Consider the following 18,489-nt stretch of genomic DNA (forward strand, 5'->3'; position numbering starts at 1 on the left):
AAGCATATGATGGTCTCAAAGAGACAAGGATGGAGCTTGAAGGAGGAAAACGCAGTGCTTGAGCAAGTCATTTTATTTACCATTATGATGGGGTTTTTAATAAGTGTTCTGCTTTCTCCTATCTTTATTCCATTTTTAAGAAGATTGAAATTTGGACAAAGCATAAGGGATGAAGGACCGAAATCCCATATGAAAAAATCAGGGACGCCGACAATGGGCGGGATTATGATTATCCTCTCCATTATCGTGACGACGCTTGTTATGACTGGCAAATTTTCAGAACCGAGTGTGGAAATGTGGCTATTAATTTTTGTTACATTTGGATACGGCGTACTTGGCTTTCTGGATGATTTCATAAAAGTGGTGATGAAACGCAATCTGGGTCTGACATCCAAGCAGAAGCTGATTGGACAGATCATGATTGCCATCGTGTTTTACCTTGTATTCAGACAATATAACTTTTCAACAGAAATTAGAGTCCCAGGGACAGAACTCGGGTTCGATCTGGGCTGGGCCTATGTTTTATTGATTGTATTTATGCTTGTCGGAGGTTCAAATGCAGTTAATCTGACAGACGGACTTGACGGGCTTCTTTCAGGGACTGCAGCCATTGCTTTCGGGGCATTTGCTATATTAGCCTGGAATCAGTCCCAATATGATGTAGCCATTTTTTCAGTGGCTGTTGCCGGAGCGGTGCTTGGGTTCCTTGTTTTTAATGCCCATCCTGCGAAAGTGTTTATGGGAGACACGGGATCTCTCGCATTAGGCGGTGCGATTGTGACAGTGGCCATTCTGACGAAACTTGAAATTCTGCTCGTCTTAATTGGCGGTATATTTGTACTTGAGACGCTATCGGTCATTATCCAAGTTATTTCTTTTAAAACTACAGGAAAAAGAATATTTAAAATGAGCCCGCTGCACCATCATTACGAGCTTTCCGGATGGTCGGAATGGCGCGTAGTTGTTACATTTTGGACAGTTGGATTAATTTTTGCCATGATCGGAATTTATATTGAGGTGTGGATGTAAGTGAAAACGATTGAATCCTATCAAAAGAAGCGTGTACTCGTATTAGGGCTTGCTAAAAGCGGCCTTGCTGCAGCAAAATTGCTTCATAAGCTTGGAGCCGAAGTGACGGTAAATGATATGAAGCCTTTTAAAGAAAATGAAGCGGCACAGGAATTGAATGAGCTTGGAATGCATGTTGTGTGCGGCAGCCATCCTGAAACGCTGATTGAAGGCCGAAACATTGAATTGATTGTAAAAAATCCAGGTATCCCTTATTCCAATCCAATCCTGCTGCAGGCAGCTGATCTTGGAATTCCGGTTATTACAGAAGTGGAGCTTGCGTACGAAATCTCCGAAGCTGACATACTTGGAATTACAGGATCCAACGGAAAAACAACGACAACCACGCTCGTCTATGAAATGCTGAAGAAAGATGGAAAAAACCCTCTTATTGCAGGGAATATAGGTACGGTTGCCTGTGAAGTTGCAGAAAAAGCCAAGGCGGGTCAGGTCATCGTAATGGAGCTTTCATCATTTCAGCTTCAAGGAACTGCTTCATTCAAGCCTTCTGCAGCAGTAATTTTAAACTTATTTGATGCTCATTTGGATTACCATGGAACGAGAGATGCATACGCGATGGCGAAGGGGAAGATCTATGAGAACTTAACCCCTTCAGATACGGCTGTCATTAATGCAGATGATCAGGAAGTATGCAGACTTTCTGAGGAAACGTCAGGGACCAGATTATATTTCTCTGTAAAACGGAAGCTGGAACATGGTGCGTTTATATATGAGGATGCTATTTGGTACAACGAGGAGCGCATCATTGCGGTTAATGAAGTGGTGCTTCCAGGAAAACACAACCTGGAGAATATCCTTGCGGCGATCTCGCTGGTGAAGACGAGAGGCTGTTCAAATGAAGCAATCTGCAGCGTCCTTACTTCTTTTTCAGGTGTTGTTCACAGATTGCAGTTTGTCAGAACCTTGAATGCCCGTAAATTTTATAATGACTCTAAAGCAACGAACATTCTAGCAACCTCAAAGGCCCTTGAAGCATTTGAGCAGCCGGTCATTCTGCTTGCCGGCGGGCTGGACAGGGGAAATGAATTTGATGAGCTTAAACCGGCTATGACGAACGTCAAAGCCTTAATCAGCTTTGGTGAGACAGCCCCTAAGCTGGAGAAGACTTGCAGGGAACTCGGAATAGAAGTGATCAAACGTGTCGATAATGTGGAACAGGCAGCCGGCGCGGCTTATGATCTTTCTGAAGCAGGGGATGTGATATTGCTGTCACCTGCATGTGCAAGCTGGGATCAGTATAAGACTTTTGAACAAAGAGGAGACATGTTTGTCAGCGCCGTGCATAAGCTAGATTAAGGGCTCGTACCAGTCAGAGCCTGACCTTTAGACGAAATAGAGGTGTGCGGCTTTGACGGCGAAGAGGACGACTCCGGATTTTATATTGATTATTGTGACGCTTTTGCTTCTAACGGTTGGACTGATTATGGTCTACAGTGCAAGTGCAATCTGGGCGGATTATAAATTTGATGATTCCTTTTTCTTTGCAAAAAGGCAGCTCCTTTTTGCAGGTGTAGGTATTGCCGGGATGTTCTTCATTATGAATGTAGACTACTGGACGTGGAGAACGTGGGCAAAAATCATTCTTTTAATCTGTTTTGTGCTGCTTATCGCGGTTTTAGTTCCAGGGATTGGAATGGAACGGAATGGATCCAGGAGCTGGATAGGTGTAGGTGCATTTTCGATTCAGCCTTCTGAATTTATGAAGTTTGCCATGATTATCTTTTTGGCTAAATATCTATCAGAACATCAAAAAAAAATAACGTCCTTCAAAAAAGGTTTGATTCCTTCATTAGGACTTGTGTTTATTGCATTTGGCATGATTATGCTGCAGCCGGACCTTGGCACTGGAACCGTAATGGTAGGAACGTGTATTGTCATGATCTTTACGGCAGGTGCGAGAATCTGGCACTTTGGATTCCTCGGACTGCTTGGTGTTGGCGGATTTACTGCCCTGGTCCTTTCCGCTCCTTACCGTATGAAAAGGATCACGTCATTTCTGGATCCATGGCAGGACCCATTGGGCAGCGGCTTTCAAATCATTCAGTCGCTCTACGCCATTGGGCCTGGCGGGTTGTTCGGAATGGGTCTAGGCCAAAGCAGGCAAAAGTTTTTTTACTTGCCTGAGCCGCAAACAGATTTTATCTTTGCCATTTTATCGGAAGAATTAGGTTTTATCGGCGGATCACTCGTCTTGCTTCTATTCTGCCTGCTGTTATGGAGAGGAATCCGCATTGCACTTGGTGCTCCAGACTTATATGGAGCATTCCTGGCAGTGGGAATTATTGCAATGGTCGCCATTCAGGTCATGATTAACATAGGGGTGGTAACCGGAATGATGCCTGTTACCGGAATTACCCTGCCATTTCTCAGCTACGGCGGATCTTCCCTAACGTTAATGCTGATGGGAATTGGGGTCTTGCTAAATATCAGCAGATATGCAAAATATTAAATAGATAATGAACTTGATGAGGCTGACCCTGCTTAAATGAATGGCTCTTGCATGAGCATTCTATAGCTATAGGGCCAGCCCATCCCATTTTCCCATTTTTTAACGGGATGAGGAGGAACATAAATGAAGGTAGCTGTGAGCGGCGGCGGTACAGGAGGACATATTTATCCTGCACTTGCCCTGATCAAGGAAATGAAAAAGAAAAACCCGGATGCGGAATTTTTATATATAGGCACAGAAAAAGGTCTCGAAAAAGGAATTGTCGAGAGAGAAAACATTCCGTTTAAATCAATTGAAATTACGGGATTTAAACGTAAGATTTCAATGGACAATGTAAAAACCGTAATGAGGTTCTTAAAAGGTGTCCAAACGAGTAAGCGCTACTTAAAGGAATTTAAACCGGATGTTGTAATTGGCACAGGGGGATATGTATGCGGCCCTGTCGTATATGCTGCGGCGAAAATGAAAATTCCTGCTGTCATTCATGAGCAGAATAGTCTGCCGGGCTTAACGAATAAATTCCTTTCCAGGTATGCTGATAAGGTTGCGATCTGCTTTGAGGAAGCGAGAAGCTATTTTCCTGCTGATAAAGCGGTTATGACAGGAAATCCCCGGGCTTCAGAAGTTGCTGGAGTAAACGGAGAGAAGAGCAAGCTTTCAGCAGGTTTAAAGCCAGGCAAAAAATCTGTTCTCGTATTCGGCGGGAGCCGGGGTGCAAGACCGATCAATAAAGCGATTCTCGAAGTGCTTCCGGAGCTTGAAAAAAGAGATTACCAGCTTCTATATGTAACGGGAGAGGTACATTTTAAGCAAGTGGCGGAAGAAGCGAAAGCACTTGGATCTCCAGCCAATGTCATCATCAAGCCATTTATTCATAACATGCCTGAAGTCCTTGCCGGTACGGATTTAATCGTAGGGCGGGCAGGTGCAACGTCCATTGCTGAGATTACTGCACTTGGTCTGCCAAGCATTCTCATTCCAAGTCCTTATGTAACGGCTAATCACCAGGAGGTTAACGCTAGGTCGCTGAGTGATAAGGGTGCAGCTGTGCTGATGCTGGAAAAAGACTTGAACGGGAAAGCGCTTCTGAGAGAAATGGATAAAATCATGAACGATGAATCCATTCTTATTGCAATGAGAACGGCTTCTTCAGAAATTGGAATGCCGGATGCAGCATCAAGACTGGCGGAAGTTCTGGAAGAAGTTTCTGTAAAAAAATAAGATTCTTTTTGTTAATAGGAGGGTATCATGGAAAACGTCATCAAAGAACTGGAACAGGCAGATATCGGGAAAGTATTAGTCAATGAGCCTTTATCCAAACATACTACGATGAAAATCGGAGGACCGGCAGACTGTCTGGTACAGCCGAAGGATATTGAGAGCATTGAAACCATCATTCGCATCGTGAAGGAACATGGAGTAAAATGGCGGGCAATCGGAAGGGGCTCGAACCTTTTAGTATCCGATCAAGGAATTGAAGGGGTTGTTATCAAGCTTGGAGATGGACTGGACCATATGGATATTGACGGTGATATTCTGACCGTCGGCGGCGGGTATTCCGTTATAAAGCTTGCTACGATTATCAGTAAAAAGGGGTTCTCCGGCCTTGAATTCGCAAGCGGTATTCCAGGGTCGATCGGTGGAGCCGTATATATGAATGCAGGAGCACATGGTTCTGATATGAGCAAAATCCTTGTTAAAGCACGTGTGCTGTTTGAAGACGGAACAATGGAATGGCTGTCGAATGAAGAACTGAATTTTTCCTATCGAACCTCGCTTCTTCAAAAGGAACGCCCCGGAATTTGCCTTGAGGCTGTCCTGAAGCTTGAAGCAGGAGTTAAAGAAGAAATCGTGAAAGTGATGCAAAAAAACAAGGATTACAGGAGAGATACCCAGCCATGGAACTTTCCGTGTGCCGGCAGCATATTCCGCAACCCGCTTCCAGAATATGCAGGAGCTTTGGTGGAAAAAGCTGGCCTGAAAGGGTATAAACTCGGCGGGGCACAGGTTTCCGATATGCATGGCAATTTTATTGTAAATGCAGGGGGAGCTACTGCTGAGGATGTTCTGAATCTGATTGCTTTTATTAAAAAAACAATCCTTGAGAAGTACGGTACAGAGCTCGAAACCGAGGTTGAAATAATCGGACGAAATTCCTGAAGAATGTTCTTATATATCCTCCTATTGTGCTATAATGACTAATATAGGAAAAATGTAAAACGGCATCTTGTATGCCGTTTGTTTATATTTCCCATTCTGTTTTGAATGAATATTTCATGAAGGGTGACTGGGAATTTGAATAATCGAATGGAACAGGAAAAAATTGTTTCGATCGAAGACCGCATACCTAAATTGAAACAGCAGCGCAAACAAAAAACCAATAAACGGCTTACTTTATTTCTATGTCTTTTCTTTATTTTGATTCTTCTCGTCGTATATTTTCAATCGCCTTTAAGCAAAATCTCGGCTATAGAAGTTGTCGGCAATGCCCATACTGCAGATGATTCCATTCTTAAGCAGAGCGGGATTTCAATTGGGACAGGCTTCTGGAATTTAAACGTGGAACAGGCCGAGAGCGGGATTAAAAGATTGAAAGAAATAAAATCGGCCCGAGTTTTAAAGACGTTCCCCAATAAAGTGACACTTCAGGTCGAAGAGTATAAACGGGTGGCTTATGCGGAAAAGAACGGAGCCTTTATGCCAATCCTTGAAAACGGGGTTGTATTGAAGTCAGATGAAAAATCGCTTCCATCTGATGCTCCGCTCTTAATCAATTGGAAGGATGCCGATCAAATCCAGGAAATGGCTTCCGCCCTGCTTGAAATTCCAAAGCCCATCGCGGCATCCATTTCCGAAATTTATCATGCTCCCGAAAAGAATGATTCATGGCATATCACGCTTTATATGAATGAGGGTTACGTGATCAGCGGCTCAGTAAGGAATATTGCAGAGAAAATTAAGGACTATCCTTCTATCGTGTCTCAGCTGAAACCAGGTTCTAAAGGGATCATTCATATGGAGGTAGGGACATATTTCGAGTCCTTCGAAAAACCCTCTGACAGCAAAGATAAATCAAATCAGGGAGAAGAATCGAATGAAACCCAAGGGTAAGTATGTTCTGCTATCCATTGTCATGCTTGTACTTGGTTATCTGATTGCCTTTTCCTATCAGCTGACTAATGAAAAGAAGCCAGGCGGAATCTCAGCTGAACAGTGGGATAAAGAATACGAATCTAGACAGCTCCTCATTGAACAGGAAGAGAAAAACCTGATGCTTCAGGCAGAACTCCAGAAAAAGCAAAAAAACGTACAGAACTATGAGAAAAAGCTTAAAAAGGATAAACAGGCCGCAAGCGGTCTCGTTGAAAAAATTGAAAACTTAAGAATGTATGTTGGCGAAACTGGAGTCAAAGGGGAAGGGGTCCAAATCACCCTGGAAGATTCCTCATACATACCGGCAGATGAAAATGCCAATAATTACATTGTTCATGAAAGCCATATTTTCAAAGTCATCAACGAGCTTCTCATTTCGGGTGCTTCTGCTGTTTCCATTAATGGCCAGCGAATTTCAGCCGATTCGTATATCTTCTGCAACGGGCCTGTTATTACAGTTGACGGGAATCAGTTTCCTGCACCTTTTGTCATCTCGGCTATTGGCGATCCGGATGTGATGATTGCCGCTTTTACGATATCCGGCGGCATTTCGGAACAGCTTGTTTATGACAACATAGTTGTAAAATCAGAAAAGAAAAGTGAGATTACCATGAATTCAATGCTTCAGGGTGACCGAAAATCCTGATTGTTCATGTAAGTAAGGAGCAAAGAATGTGTCAGGCAGGAAAAAAATAATGGGCTACACCTTCATCATGGGTCTTTTCGGATTTATGCTATCCGTCCAATTTTTATCCATTAAGGAACCTGTTATAAGGGATACGAGAGACTTGTGGGAGATCAGAGAGCAGCTTAAAGAAGAGCAAAAGCAGCAATCTGACCTCCTTGAGGAAATCACTAAATACGATAAGCTTTTGAATACGTATGATTCCATGGAGGGAAGAGAACGGGAGGAAGCTTTAAAGAAAACGCTGGATGAGCTCAAAGTACTGGCCGGTTTAACCGAAGTAAAAGGTGAGGGAATGATCCTCCGTCTTGAGCCGTTGTTTAGCCAGGACCTGATTGGGGAAAATACTATATCTGTCTCGCCTGATTTACTTAGAAAACTGATTAACGAACTAAACACATATGATGCGGAGCATATTTCCATTAATGGACACAGGGTGTCAAGTACAACGGTCATCAGGGACATTAATGGAGTGACGAAGATGGACGGCAGCGCCTTAGACACACTGCCGATTGAAATCAAAGTCATTGCAGAGGATGCAAATAAGCTTTATGACAGAGTTAAGGTGTCAAGCACACATGATTTGTTTGCAGTTGATAACATTAAGCTGACAGCGGAAAAACCCAGAGAAGACATAGTGGTTCCCGAAAGCGATAAGAAAATCCTTACCGGGGAATTAAAGCCCTATGAGAGCGGCAAAGGGGGAGAAAATTGATGTGGCTTCCTGTGCTTGGGCTGATTTTAGGAATTGCACTGGGCTTTTCCACAGAATTCAAAATCCCTGCTGAATATTCGAATTACCTGTCCATAGCCATATTGGCTGCTCTTGATACATTGCTCGGCGGAATCCGGGCCCAGCTTCAGAACATATATGATGAGCTGGTATTTGTATCAGGATTCTTCTTTAACATTCTACTAGCCGCAGCTTTAGCTTTTCTGGGTGTCCATCTTGGTGTAGACTTATATCTAGTGGCGATTTTTGCCTTCGGAGTAAGATTGTTCCAAAACATTGCGGTCATTAGAAGGATATTAATCTCAAAGTGGAGTGATTCGAGACAAAAGGTGAAAAAAGTTGATTAAACTAGAGGGAAAAATGCATCTTTTGACGAATAAATTCTTATAGCATCATTTATGCCTGTTAAAAGAATAAATTCAAGACGGGTGCTGTGAAAACACGCTGTCACAAGGTAAAAGGCATGCCTTCCTAAGGCTGCGGGTGAAGCTGTTCAATGTGCGATCTCAAAATGTTCGTGATGCAGATTGTAAAGTTGTCCATCAAATAATAGAATAAGAAATGTAGAGAGAGAAGGAGGTGCCATAGAATGAACAACAGTGAAATCTTCGTGAGTCTCGACATCGGTACATCCAGTGTTAAAGTCATTATCGGGGAAATGGCCGACGATGCTTTAAACGTAATCGGTGTGGGGAATGTAAAATCAGAAGGATTAAAAAAAGGTTCAATCGTTGATATAGACGAAACCGTTCATTCTATTAAAAAAGCCGTGGAACAAGCGGAACGCATGGTAGGAATTCCCCTGAAAAGAGTGGTTGTGGGGGTTGCAGGCAACCATGTACATCTTCAGGATTGTCATGGTGTGGTTGCTGTTTCCAGTGAGAACAGGGAGATAGCAAATGAAGATGTCCGCCGAGTTATTGAAGCGGCCCAGGTGATGTCCATTCCTCCTGAACGAGAAATTATTGACGTTATTCCCCGTCAGTTCATCGTTGACGGTCTGGATGAGATAAATGATCCCCGCGGAATGCTTGGGGTCAGACTTGAAATGGAAGGGACAATCATTACCGGTTCCAAAACAATCTTACATAATCTGCTCCGCTGTGTTGAAAGGGCGGGGCTCGAAATAACAGACATCTGCCTTCAGCCTTTGGCTGCCGGTTCTGTAGCATTGTCCCGTGACGAGAAAAATCTCGGAGTTGCCATGATTGATATCGGCGGCGGCTCTACAACAATTGCTCTATTTGAGCAGGGGCATCTGCGTTCTGCTTCCGTTCTTCCTATCGGAGGGGAGCATTTGACAAAGGATTTGTCCATCGGGCTCCGTACAGCAACAGAAGAGGCAGAAAGAATCAAGGTTAAACATGGTCATGCTTTTTACGACCTTGCTTCCCCTGATGAAGTGTTTGAAGTATCCATCATTGGAACCGATCAAAAACAGCAATTTAATCAGCTGGAAATCTCTGATATTATTGAAGCAAGACTAGAAGAACTATTTGAGATGGTTCAACATGAGCTTATGAGGCTGGGCGTGAGAGACCTTCCAGGCGGTTTCGTTCTGACAGGCGGTACTGTCAGTATGCCTGGTGTGCTTGAACTTGCCCAGGATATGCTGCAAAGCAGTGTGAGAATTGCAAGCCCTGACTATATCGGAGTGAGAGAACCCCGCTATATGACAGGTGTCGGGCTCATACAATTTGCATATAAAAATGCAAAAATTCAAGGCAGAAGAATTGGTTCAAATGTTTCTCAGGAAGTATATGCTGAACAGGCAGCAGCTGTAAGAGAGGAACAGCCTCAGCGAAACAGCAGCAAACCAAAACCAAACGAAGAAAAAAAGCAGAGCAAAGTGAAAAAGTTTTTCGGCTACTTCTTTGAATAAAATGATCAACCAGAAGTGATTGATGGATTAGGAGGATTAAGCATGTTGGAGTTTGAAACGAATATTGACGGTCTAGCAACCATAAAAGTAATTGGGGTAGGCGGAGGCGGAAACAACGCTGTAAACCGAATGATTGAACATGGTGTTCAAGGGGTAGAATTTATTGCCGTTAATACGGATGCACAAGCATTAAATCTATCAAAAGCGGAAATAAAGATGCAAATAGGTTCCAAGCTTACTAGAGGACTTGGTGCGGGTGCAAACCCTGAAGTAGGCAAAAAAGCAGCAGAAGAGAGCAAAGAGCAGATTGAAGAAGCACTTCGCGGTGCGGATATGGTCTTTGTAACTGCTGGTATGGGCGGCGGAACCGGAACAGGTGCTGCACCAGTTATTGCTCAAATTGCAAAGGACTTAGGCGCACTGACAGTGGGTGTTGTGACACGTCCATTTACATTTGAAGGAAGAAAGCGTGCCATGCAGGCATCTGGCGGTATTTCTTCTATGAAAGAATCAGTAGACACATTGATTGTTATCCCAAATGACCGCTTGCTTGAAATTGTAGATAAAAATACACCAATGCTTGAAGCGTTCCGCGAAGCGGATAACGTTCTTCGCCAAGGTGTACAAGGTATATCTGACCTGATTGCGGTTCCTGGTCTAATTAACCTTGACTTTGCAGATGTGAAAACGATTATGTCCAACAGAGGGTCCGCACTCATGGGGATTGGTGTAGCAACTGGAGAGAGCCGTGCAGCTGAGGCGGCAAAAAAAGCGATCTCAAGTCCGCTTCTTGAAACATCCATTGATGGCGCCCAAGGCGTCCTTATGAACATCACTGGAGGAACAAATCTAAGTCTTTATGAAGTGCAGGAAGCTGCAGACATCGTGGCATCCGCATCTGATCAGGAAGTAAACATGATCTTTGGATCTGTTATCAATGAAAACCTGAAAGACGAAATCGTCGTAACGGTTATCGCAACAGGTTTCAGCGAACAGGAAATTAATCCAGGCAAACAGCCTCGCTTTGGAGGAAGCACTCAAACGCCTCAAACTCCAAAACCGGCTATGCCTCAAAAGCGTGAACGGGAACGCGAAATGAAGCGCGAAGAACCGTCACCATACAATGAAAGTTCCCGCCAGCAGCAGCCTGATGACGCTCTGGATATCCCGACTTTCCTTAGAAACCGGAACAGAAGACGATAATATTCCTGGAAAAAGAGCCTGGCATACCTGCCTGGCTCTTTTTTGCGTGAATTTTATAAGCCAAAATACGGGCATAACCCTGCCAGCCTGCGCCTGAAGAAAGGAATAAAACGATCAAACTCAGAACTCTCCCCTTCCGACAAAACCCCTTAAAAAAACACCGTTTTCCCCCTCATGAATTGACAGACTTCCTCGGACGATCTCATTATACTTAGGGCTATATCCTGCTATTTAGACAATCTGGAACCTGTCATGGAAGAGGGTTAGACATTGTCCGTATATTTAGATGTCATATGGATGCTTAATTTCCTTTTTGATCTGTTTCTTCTGATGCTTACTGCTTCCTTACTGAAGAGGCCAAAAGTTTGGTATAGGCTTTTATTGGGTGGTTTCATAGGTTCATCTATCATTCTTTTCATGTTTACACCCCTTGGGCCGTTCTTCAGTCATCCTGCAGGGAAGCTTTTCATCTCTGTCCTCATGGTTTGGTCAGCTTTTGGCTTTGTACGGTTTAAATACTTTCTGCAGAACTGGTTTATGTTTTACTTTTCAACATTCGCTCTTGGCGGGGGAATTATTGGAGCCCATTATTTTCTGCAGCAAGACAGCTATTTAACCAATGGAATATTAATGACCCAGACAACAGGCTTCGGTGATCCGATTACGTGGATTTTTGTTATTATTGGTTTTCCTCTGCTTTGGCTGTTTTCAGCAGGGCGGGGGAATGACGTGCAAGTAAAAAAACTCCAGTATCATGAAATCGTTCAGGTAACGGCCGTTTTCGGAGAAACGATTCTGCCTATGGCCGGGCTGATTGACAGCGGAAATCAGCTTTTTGACCCCATCACAAGAACGCCTGTCATGATTGCAGATACGGATAAACTGACCGGTCTGCTTCCTAAGGCTCTGACAGACAAAGTGATGTCAGGGAATATTCTGGACGATGCGCCTGAGCTTGAAGATCATTGGCAGCTGCGAATGCGGATTATTCCATACAGGGGAGTCGGGCAGCAAAATCAATTTCTTATCGGCTTAAAGCCGGACTCTTTAATAATCAAGACGGAAAAAGAAGAAATAAACGTGAAAAAAGCCATTATCGGCTTAAGCTCCTCCCAGCTATCGGCTGATGGAGATTTTACATGCATTGTTCATCCTCAAATGCTTCAGGGGACATCATCTGCACATGTGTCTTAAATAAGTTTACTCGCGTTTTGGACTTTTAGAAGGGGGAATAAGATGAAAAACCTTAGGCTGAGAATTACGTATTGGTGGTACAAATTATTAACGAAGCTTGGCTTCAAGACAGATGAGATTTATTACATTGGCGGAAGTGAGGCTCTTCCTCCCCCTCTTAATAAAGATGAGGAAGAAATACTTCTCAAGAAGCTTCCCACCGGGGACCTGGCAGCCAGAGCAATTCTCATTGAACGAAACCTTCGGCTGGTCGTGTACATTGCGAGGAAATTTGAGAACACGGGTATTAATATCGAGGATTTAATAAGCATCGGTACAATCGGTCTGATTAAGGCAGTCAACACGTTTAACCCTGAGAAGAAAATCAAACTGGCTACATATGCCTCCAGATGCATCGAAAATGAAATCCTGATGTATTTGAGAAGAAACAATAAAATCCGGTCCGAGGTTTCCTTCGATGAACCGCTCAACATTGATTGGGACGGCAATGAGCTTCTCCTCTCGGATGTTCTCGGAACAGACGATGATATTATTACGAAGGATCTGGAAGCAAATGTTGACCGTAAGCTTCTCCTAAAAGCTCTTCAGCAGCTGAACGACAGGGAAAAGCAAATTATGGAGCTTCGGTTTGGCCTTCAGGGAGGAGAAGAAAAAACACAAAAAGATGTCGCCGATATGCTGGGGATCTCTCAATCGTATATTTCGAGGCTGGAAAAGCGCATTATCAAACGGTTAAGGAAAGAATTTAATAAAATGGTTTAAAAATTTCTAAATAAAAAGGGTCTAAAAAACCCTTATTTTATTTGGGAAAAATAATTTTCTTGTAATTTTAGCGTCTTTTTAATGTGCATATTTTTCCAACACCAGGAAATACTGTTTTTTGTACAGCAGCTCCTGACTGGAGGGAAAGATGTGACACGAAATAAAGTAGAAATTTGCGGAGTAGACACGTCAAAGCTTCCCGTACTAAAAAATGAAGAAATGCGAATTCTCTTCAGAGAGATGCAAAGCGGGGACAATTCAGCAAGAGAAAAACTCGTAAATGGAAATCTCAGGCTCGTTCTGAGTGTCATCCAGCGTTTTAACAACAGAGGAGAATTTGTCGATGACTTGTTTCAGGTTGGCTGTATTGGCCTTATGAAATCCATTGATAATTTCGACCTGGGACAAAATGTGAAATTTTCAACTTATGCTGTACCTATGATTATAGGGGAAATCAGACGCTATCTGCGCGATAATAATCCGATTAGGGTTTCCAGGTCATTAAGGGACATCGCCTATAAAGCCCTGCAGGTGAGGGAAAAGCTAATGACCCAGACGTCAAGAGAACCATCCGCAGAAGAAATAGCAAAGGTGCTTGAGGTACCCCATGAAGAAATTGTCTTCGCCCTCGATGCCATTCAGGATCCAGTTTCATTGTTTGAGCCGATTTACAATGACGGCGGCGATCCGATTTATGTAATGGATCAGCTAAGTGATGAGCGGAGCCGGGATATCCAGTGGATCGAAGAGCTCGCCTTAAAGGAAGGAATGAGGCGACTTAACGACAGGGAAAAACTTATCCTAAGGAAGCGATTTTTTCAAGGGAAAACACAAATGGAAGTTGCTGATGAAATAGGAATCTCCCAAGCACAGGTTTCGAGGCTGGAAAAAGCAGCAATCAAGCAAATGAATAAAAATATTCAGCAATAAGATGGACAAGCCTAAGGGATCCTGCCGGAAACGGAGGATCCCTTTTCATGTTGAGAGGGAAACTTCTGCTCATGATTGTGTACGAATACTAAACGAAACCTCTCATACATTGAATAGTAAAAGATACGTTTGATGGGAGCGGTTAATATGATGAACATTTCCGAGTTTCAAACAAAGGATATTGTTAATGTTTCAGACGGGAAGAAGCTGGGAAGCATTGGGGACTTCGATATTAATGTTACAACAGGAAAGATACAGGCTATTATTATAACAGGACCGGGCAAAATGATGGGATTCTTCGGAAGGGAAGAGGAATTTGTAATCCCATGGCGAAACATAGTAAAGATTGGGGAAGATGTAATTTTAGTGAGGATGTCTTCTCAGGATCTTTCCCCTTAATAAGCCGTGTGAAATTATGCAATAAATGATTAATTTTGCCCTTTATTTTATGAACTTAAAGGGAAAGATGTGGTAAAATAAAAGCATTCATCCAGGGATTTTGTCGAAAGGAGATTGATATCATGATGGAGCCATTTACAAAGGATCGGGAAACATTTTTGAGCCTGGGCGGCTTTGCAAGAATCAATTCTTCTATCATTGCAGGTTTTACTGTAAAAAACGGAGGAGTAAGCACCTCCCCTTTTTCTGCTTTAAATATGGGGCTTCATGTGAACGATAATCCTGCCGATGTGGCGGCAAACAGAGAAGCCTGTGCATTTGAAACATCCATTCCTCTCCGAAACTGGGTATTTGCAGATCAGGTTCACGGAAGCCGGATCGTGAAAGCGGAGAAGGAAAATCGCGGGAACGGCGCTTATGATTATGAAGAAGCGATACCTGCTGCCGATGGAATCTATACAGAAGAAACAGATACGGTGCTTGCACTTGCCTTCGCCGATTGTGTACCGATCTTTTTTATGAAGAGAAAATGAAGCTTATCGGAATAGCACATGCCGGATGGAAGGGAAGCGTTCTTAACATTGGCCAAGCCATGATCAGCCGCTGGATAGAAGAGGAAGATGCGCAATTAGAACGGATTCATGCGGTAATAGGGCCATCTATTGGATCATGCTGCTACAAGGTTGATGACCGTGTGATTGAAGAAGTAAACAAGCTTTTTGACCCTGTTGAAGAGCTTCCATACATGAAAGCGGCACCGGGCCAATATTCCCTTGACCTGAAAGCACTTAACGAAGCATTGCTGGTGAAAGCCGGATTAAATAGAGAAAATATTGCAGTGTCCGGCCTTTGTACAAGCTGTGAGCATGAATTGTTTTTTTCACATCGCAGGGACGAGGGAAAGACTGGCAGAATGATTGGCTTTATTGGTTTGAAAGAGGAGGGTTCTTGATTGGAAATAAAAGAAAATCTGTCTGTCATCAAAGAGAATATCAACAAAGCTTGCAGACAGGCTGGACGGAATCCTGAAGAAGTGAGGCTCGTGGCTGTGACAAAGTACGTTACAGCTGATCGGGCGGAGGAAGCCATTGAAGCAGGAATTATTCACCTGGGGGAGAATCGGGATGAAGGACTTGCTGAGAAGTATGAACGCATAGGCAATAAAGCAGTCTGGCATTTTATCGGTTCCCTGCAGTCAAGAAAAGTAAAACATGTAATTGATAAGGTTTCATACATACATTCACTGGATAGGCTTTCCCTTGCAAAAGAGATCGATAAGCGCGCAGAAGCACCCGTTCAATGTTTTGTACAGGTCAATACGTCTGGTGAGGTATCCAAGCACGGAATAAAGCCTGAAGAAACGATTTCATTTATAAAAGCATGCAGTGAATATCCGGCCATACAGATTGCCGGTCTGATGACGATGGCTCCCAGCACTGACGACACCTCAACGATCCGCCGGACTTTTCAGCGCCTTAAAGAGCTTAAAGAAGAAATACAAGGCCTGGGACTGGACCATGCACCCTGCACTGAGCTTTCCATGGGAATGTCCAGCGATTATATGATTGCTATTGAAGAGGGAGCTACTTTCATCCGAATCGGCTCTTCTCTTGTAGGATAAATTACAGGAGGTGTCAAAAATGAGTATCAAAAACCGCTTTAAAACCTTTTTTGCTCTTGATGAAGAGGAATATGAATATACTGATAAACAAAGCTATGAGGAGGAGGAAGAATATTTATCTCCCGAGCAGCAGGCACCAAGAAAAGAAGGAAAGCAAAACGTTGTAAGTTTGCAAAGCCTTCAAAAATCCTCTAAAGTAGTGCTATGTGAGCCTCGTGCATACTCTGAAGCTCAGGATATTGCAGATCAGCTAAAGAACCGCCGTGCGATTGTTGTCAATCTTCAGCGGATTCAGCATGATCAGGCAAAACGGATCGTTGATTTCCTCAGCGGCACAGTTTATGCGATAGGCGGAGATATCCAAAAAATCGGGATGAATATATTTCTCTGCACTCCAGATAATGTGGACGTATCTGGAACCATCTCCGAATTGGCAGTTGAAGATGAACCTCAAAGGTGGTAATGGGCAATGGACTTAGTGTTTTCAGTATTAGGATCTTTACTGCAGGTGTATTCGTATGCCATCATCATTTATATTCTCATGTCATGGTTTCCGAATGCGAAGGAGAGCAGATTCGGACAAATTCTTGCGTCGGTTTGCGAACCCTTTTTAGAACCGTTCCGCAGGATCATTCCTTCACTTGGCATGATTGACCTGTCTCCAATTGCAGCGATACTGGTTTTAAACCTGGCACAAGGCGGATTGCGGTCTCTATACTATATGATTGCGTAAGGGAAGGGACGTTATGGTCCCTTTTTCCAATTAATGAAACGGTGATGCAAATGACAGATTTATTTCAGCATTTTAGAGAAGATGAACGTGATTTTATTGAAAAAGTGATTGGCTGGAAAGAATATGTTCTTTCTTCTTACAGCCCGAAGCTGACTGACTTTCTGGACCCGAGAGAACAGGAAATTGTCCGTTCGCTGATCGGTGATCAAAAAGAAGTGAATGCTGCTTTTCAAGGAGGAACGCCTCAGGCGGAAAGAAAACGGGCGCTGCTTTATCCGGAGTATTTGGAACCGGACCATGACGATTTTGCTTTAAGTTTATTTCAAATCAGCTACCCTTCGAAATTTGTAAATCTTGAGCATAGGCAAGTCCTCGGCGCTTTAATGTCGATCGGGCTCAAGCGATCAAAATATGGAGACATATTAATAGAGGATGAGAACATTCAGCTCGTGGCTGCGGAAGAAATGGATGACTTTTTAAAATTGCAGCTTACCGAGATCGGGAAAGCAAAGGTTGAGCTGAAGAAAATTGATTTTTCAAAGGCGATTGCAAAGCATGATGAGTGGAGCGAGTCCTCCACTACCGTTAGCTCCCTTAGACTGGATGCGGTAATAGCGGCAATTTACGGAATCTCCAGACAGAAGGTGCAGCCGCTTCTGCAGGCAGGACAAGTAAAGGTAAATTGGCGTACTGCGGAACAGGGATCGATGGAATGCCAGGAAGGCGACAGGATTTCAGTAAGAGGTTTCGGACGCAGCAAAGTGACAGAAATCCTTGGCCGTACGAAAAAAGATAAAATCAGACTTCTATTTGGCAGACAAAAATAATCATGAATTTTGGAGGATTTGCCCCATAATTGCCGAATAATGAATTATAATGGTATGCAGGAGTGCAAACCGATACATATGGAGGTGGCCTTTGTGCCTTTAACACCGCTTGATATTCATAATAAGGAATTTAATAAAGGATTCCGCGGTTATGACGAAGATGAAGTAAACGAATTTCTCGATCAGGTTATTAAAGATTATGAAATGGTGCTCCGCGATAAAAAGGAATTCGAAACACGGGTTGCAGAGATGGAAGAAAAGCTGAGCCACTATACGGTCATCGAAGAAACCTTAAATAAATCTATTCTGATTGCACAGGAAACTGCTGAAGAAGTAAAACGCAACGCCCAAAAGGAATCCAAGCTGATTATTAAAGAGGCAGAAAAAAATGCTGACCGCATCATCAATGAATCCCTTTCAAAATCCCGCAAGGTAGCGATGGAAATTGAAGAGCTGAAAAAACAGTCTAAAGTGTTCCGGACACGTTTCCAAATGCTGATTGAAGCACAGCTCGATTTATTGAAAAACGATGATTGGGATCATCTCCTTGAATATGAAGTGGACAGCGTCTATGCAGGAGAAGAGGAAGAAGCTAAATACCGTTCTTGACTTTTTCATGGGAATTCGCATATAATTTGAGCACAATCAAAATATGACTCGACGATGACAGGGATAGTAGTCTGAATGAACCCTTTACAAAGCGAACCGGGGGTGGTGGGAGCCCGGCTAAAGACATCAGATGAAAATCACCCTTGAGTTCCTTCCTGAAATGCATTAGTAAGGAAGGCGCCTCATTCACGATAAGAATGCTTAAGTGGATGTGTTTTTT

The 18,489-nt window shown here is 43.3% G+C and carries 20 protein-coding genes, 1 pseudogene and 1 other annotated feature (1 of these 22 cut by a window edge); all 21 genes and pseudogenes read left to right on the top strand.

The annotated features are described in order from the left end of the window. The first annotated feature begins 54 nt into the window (after positions 1–54). The 21 genes and pseudogenes from mraY (at position 55) to J9317_RS09005 (ending at position 18,269) form a co-directional block, all read left to right on the top strand. Positions 55–1,029, top strand: coding sequence for a phospho-N-acetylmuramoyl-pentapeptide-transferase (gene mraY / locus J9317_RS08905; RefSeq protein WP_211557969.1), 975 nt, complete (start codon positions 55–57; stop codon positions 1,027–1,029). Beyond that, entirely contained in the window at positions 1,030–2,385 is a 1,356-nt protein-coding gene (gene murD, locus J9317_RS08910; RefSeq protein WP_211557970.1) for a UDP-N-acetylmuramoyl-L-alanine--D-glutamate ligase, read from the top strand. A gap of 52 nt (positions 2,386–2,437) precedes the next feature. Beyond that, positions 2,438–3,538 (top strand): stage V sporulation protein E, encoded by a 1,101-nt coding sequence (gene spoVE, locus J9317_RS08915; RefSeq protein WP_035412936.1) that lies wholly within the window; start codon positions 2,438–2,440, stop codon positions 3,536–3,538. Positions 3,539–3,661: 123 nt separating this feature from the next. After that, the gene (gene murG / locus J9317_RS08920) at positions 3,662–4,759 is read left to right on the top strand and encodes an undecaprenyldiphospho-muramoylpentapeptide beta-N-acetylglucosaminyltransferase (protein WP_211557971.1); all 1,098 of its coding nucleotides are present in this window, start codon (positions 3,662–3,664) and stop codon (positions 4,757–4,759) included. Positions 4,760–4,786: 27 nt separating this feature from the next. After that, positions 4,787–5,698, top strand: coding sequence for a UDP-N-acetylmuramate dehydrogenase (murB, locus tag J9317_RS08925; protein ID WP_211557973.1), 912 nt, complete (start codon positions 4,787–4,789; stop codon positions 5,696–5,698). A gap of 135 nt (positions 5,699–5,833) precedes the next feature. Further along, on the top strand, positions 5,834–6,649 hold the full coding sequence (locus tag J9317_RS08930) for a cell division protein FtsQ/DivIB (RefSeq protein WP_211557975.1): 816 nt from the start codon (positions 5,834–5,836) through the stop codon (positions 6,647–6,649). Beyond that, on the top strand, positions 6,633–7,337 hold the full coding sequence (locus J9317_RS08935) for a DUF881 domain-containing protein (protein ID WP_211557977.1): 705 nt from the start codon (positions 6,633–6,635) through the stop codon (positions 7,335–7,337). Before J9317_RS08930 ends, J9317_RS08935 begins: the two co-directional genes overlap by 17 nt. Positions 7,338–7,365: 28 nt before the next feature. Continuing rightward, the gene (locus tag J9317_RS08940) at positions 7,366–8,091 is read left to right on the top strand and encodes a DUF881 domain-containing protein (protein ID WP_347880519.1); all 726 of its coding nucleotides are present in this window, start codon (positions 7,366–7,368) and stop codon (positions 8,089–8,091) included. Beyond that, the gene (locus J9317_RS08945; RefSeq protein WP_035412922.1) at positions 8,091–8,456 is read left to right on the top strand and encodes a small basic family protein; all 366 of its coding nucleotides are present in this window, start codon (positions 8,091–8,093) and stop codon (positions 8,454–8,456) included. The genes J9317_RS08940 and J9317_RS08945 overlap by 1 nt, the downstream gene beginning before the upstream one ends. Positions 8,457–8,698: 242 nt before the next feature. Beyond that, entirely contained in the window at positions 8,699–9,991 is a 1,293-nt protein-coding gene (gene ftsA / locus J9317_RS08950) for a cell division protein FtsA (protein ID WP_211557979.1), read from the top strand. Positions 9,992–10,033: 42 nt separating this feature from the next. Then, positions 10,034–11,194, top strand: coding sequence for a cell division protein FtsZ (gene ftsZ, locus J9317_RS08955; RefSeq protein ID WP_211557980.1), 1,161 nt, complete (start codon positions 10,034–10,036; stop codon positions 11,192–11,194). Positions 11,195–11,464: 270 nt separating this feature from the next. Continuing rightward, complete coding sequence (spoIIGA, locus tag J9317_RS08960; RefSeq protein WP_211557982.1) at positions 11,465–12,388, top strand: sigma-E processing peptidase SpoIIGA; 924 nt, start codon at positions 11,465–11,467, stop codon at positions 12,386–12,388. A gap of 42 nt (positions 12,389–12,430) precedes the next feature. Further along, complete coding sequence (gene sigE, locus J9317_RS08965; protein WP_211557984.1) at positions 12,431–13,150, top strand: RNA polymerase sporulation sigma factor SigE; 720 nt, start codon at positions 12,431–12,433, stop codon at positions 13,148–13,150. Between the two features lie 81 nt (positions 13,151–13,231). After that, positions 13,232–14,080 (top strand): RNA polymerase sporulation sigma factor SigG, encoded by an 849-nt coding sequence (gene sigG / locus J9317_RS08970; RefSeq protein WP_211557985.1) that lies wholly within the window; start codon positions 13,232–13,234, stop codon positions 14,078–14,080. Between the two features lie 147 nt (positions 14,081–14,227). Then, a complete protein-coding gene (locus tag J9317_RS08975; RefSeq protein ID WP_211557986.1) occupies positions 14,228–14,479 on the top strand; it encodes a YlmC/YmxH family sporulation protein in 252 nt (83 codons plus the stop codon). 125 nt (positions 14,480–14,604) lie between these two features. Next, positions 14,605–15,431 (top strand): annotated as a pseudogene (gene pgeF / locus J9317_RS08980) (peptidoglycan editing factor PgeF). Further along, positions 15,432–16,100, top strand: a complete 669-nt coding sequence (locus J9317_RS08985) for a YggS family pyridoxal phosphate-dependent enzyme (RefSeq protein WP_211557987.1) — start codon at positions 15,432–15,434, stop codon at positions 16,098–16,100. A gap of 19 nt (positions 16,101–16,119) precedes the next feature. After that, complete coding sequence (locus J9317_RS08990) at positions 16,120–16,563, top strand: cell division protein SepF (RefSeq protein ID WP_211557988.1); 444 nt, start codon at positions 16,120–16,122, stop codon at positions 16,561–16,563. Positions 16,564–16,569: 6 nt separating this feature from the next. After that, positions 16,570–16,833 (top strand): YggT family protein, encoded by a 264-nt coding sequence (locus J9317_RS08995; RefSeq protein WP_211557989.1) that lies wholly within the window; start codon positions 16,570–16,572, stop codon positions 16,831–16,833. 50 nt (positions 16,834–16,883) lie between these two features. Next, positions 16,884–17,660, top strand: a complete 777-nt coding sequence (locus J9317_RS09000) for a YlmH family RNA-binding protein (protein ID WP_211557990.1) — start codon at positions 16,884–16,886, stop codon at positions 17,658–17,660. A 93-nt stretch (positions 17,661–17,753) separates the two neighbouring features. Then, positions 17,754–18,269, top strand: a complete 516-nt coding sequence (locus J9317_RS09005) for a DivIVA domain-containing protein (RefSeq protein WP_211557992.1) — start codon at positions 17,754–17,756, stop codon at positions 18,267–18,269. Positions 18,270–18,314: 45 nt separating this feature from the next. After that, positions 18,315–18,489: a binding site (T-box leader), on the top strand (it continues 49 nt past the right edge of the window).

The sequence above is a fragment of the Metabacillus flavus genome (genome assembly GCF_018283675.1).
GTDB lineage: Bacteria > Bacillota > Bacilli > Bacillales > Bacillaceae > Metabacillus_B > Metabacillus_B flavus.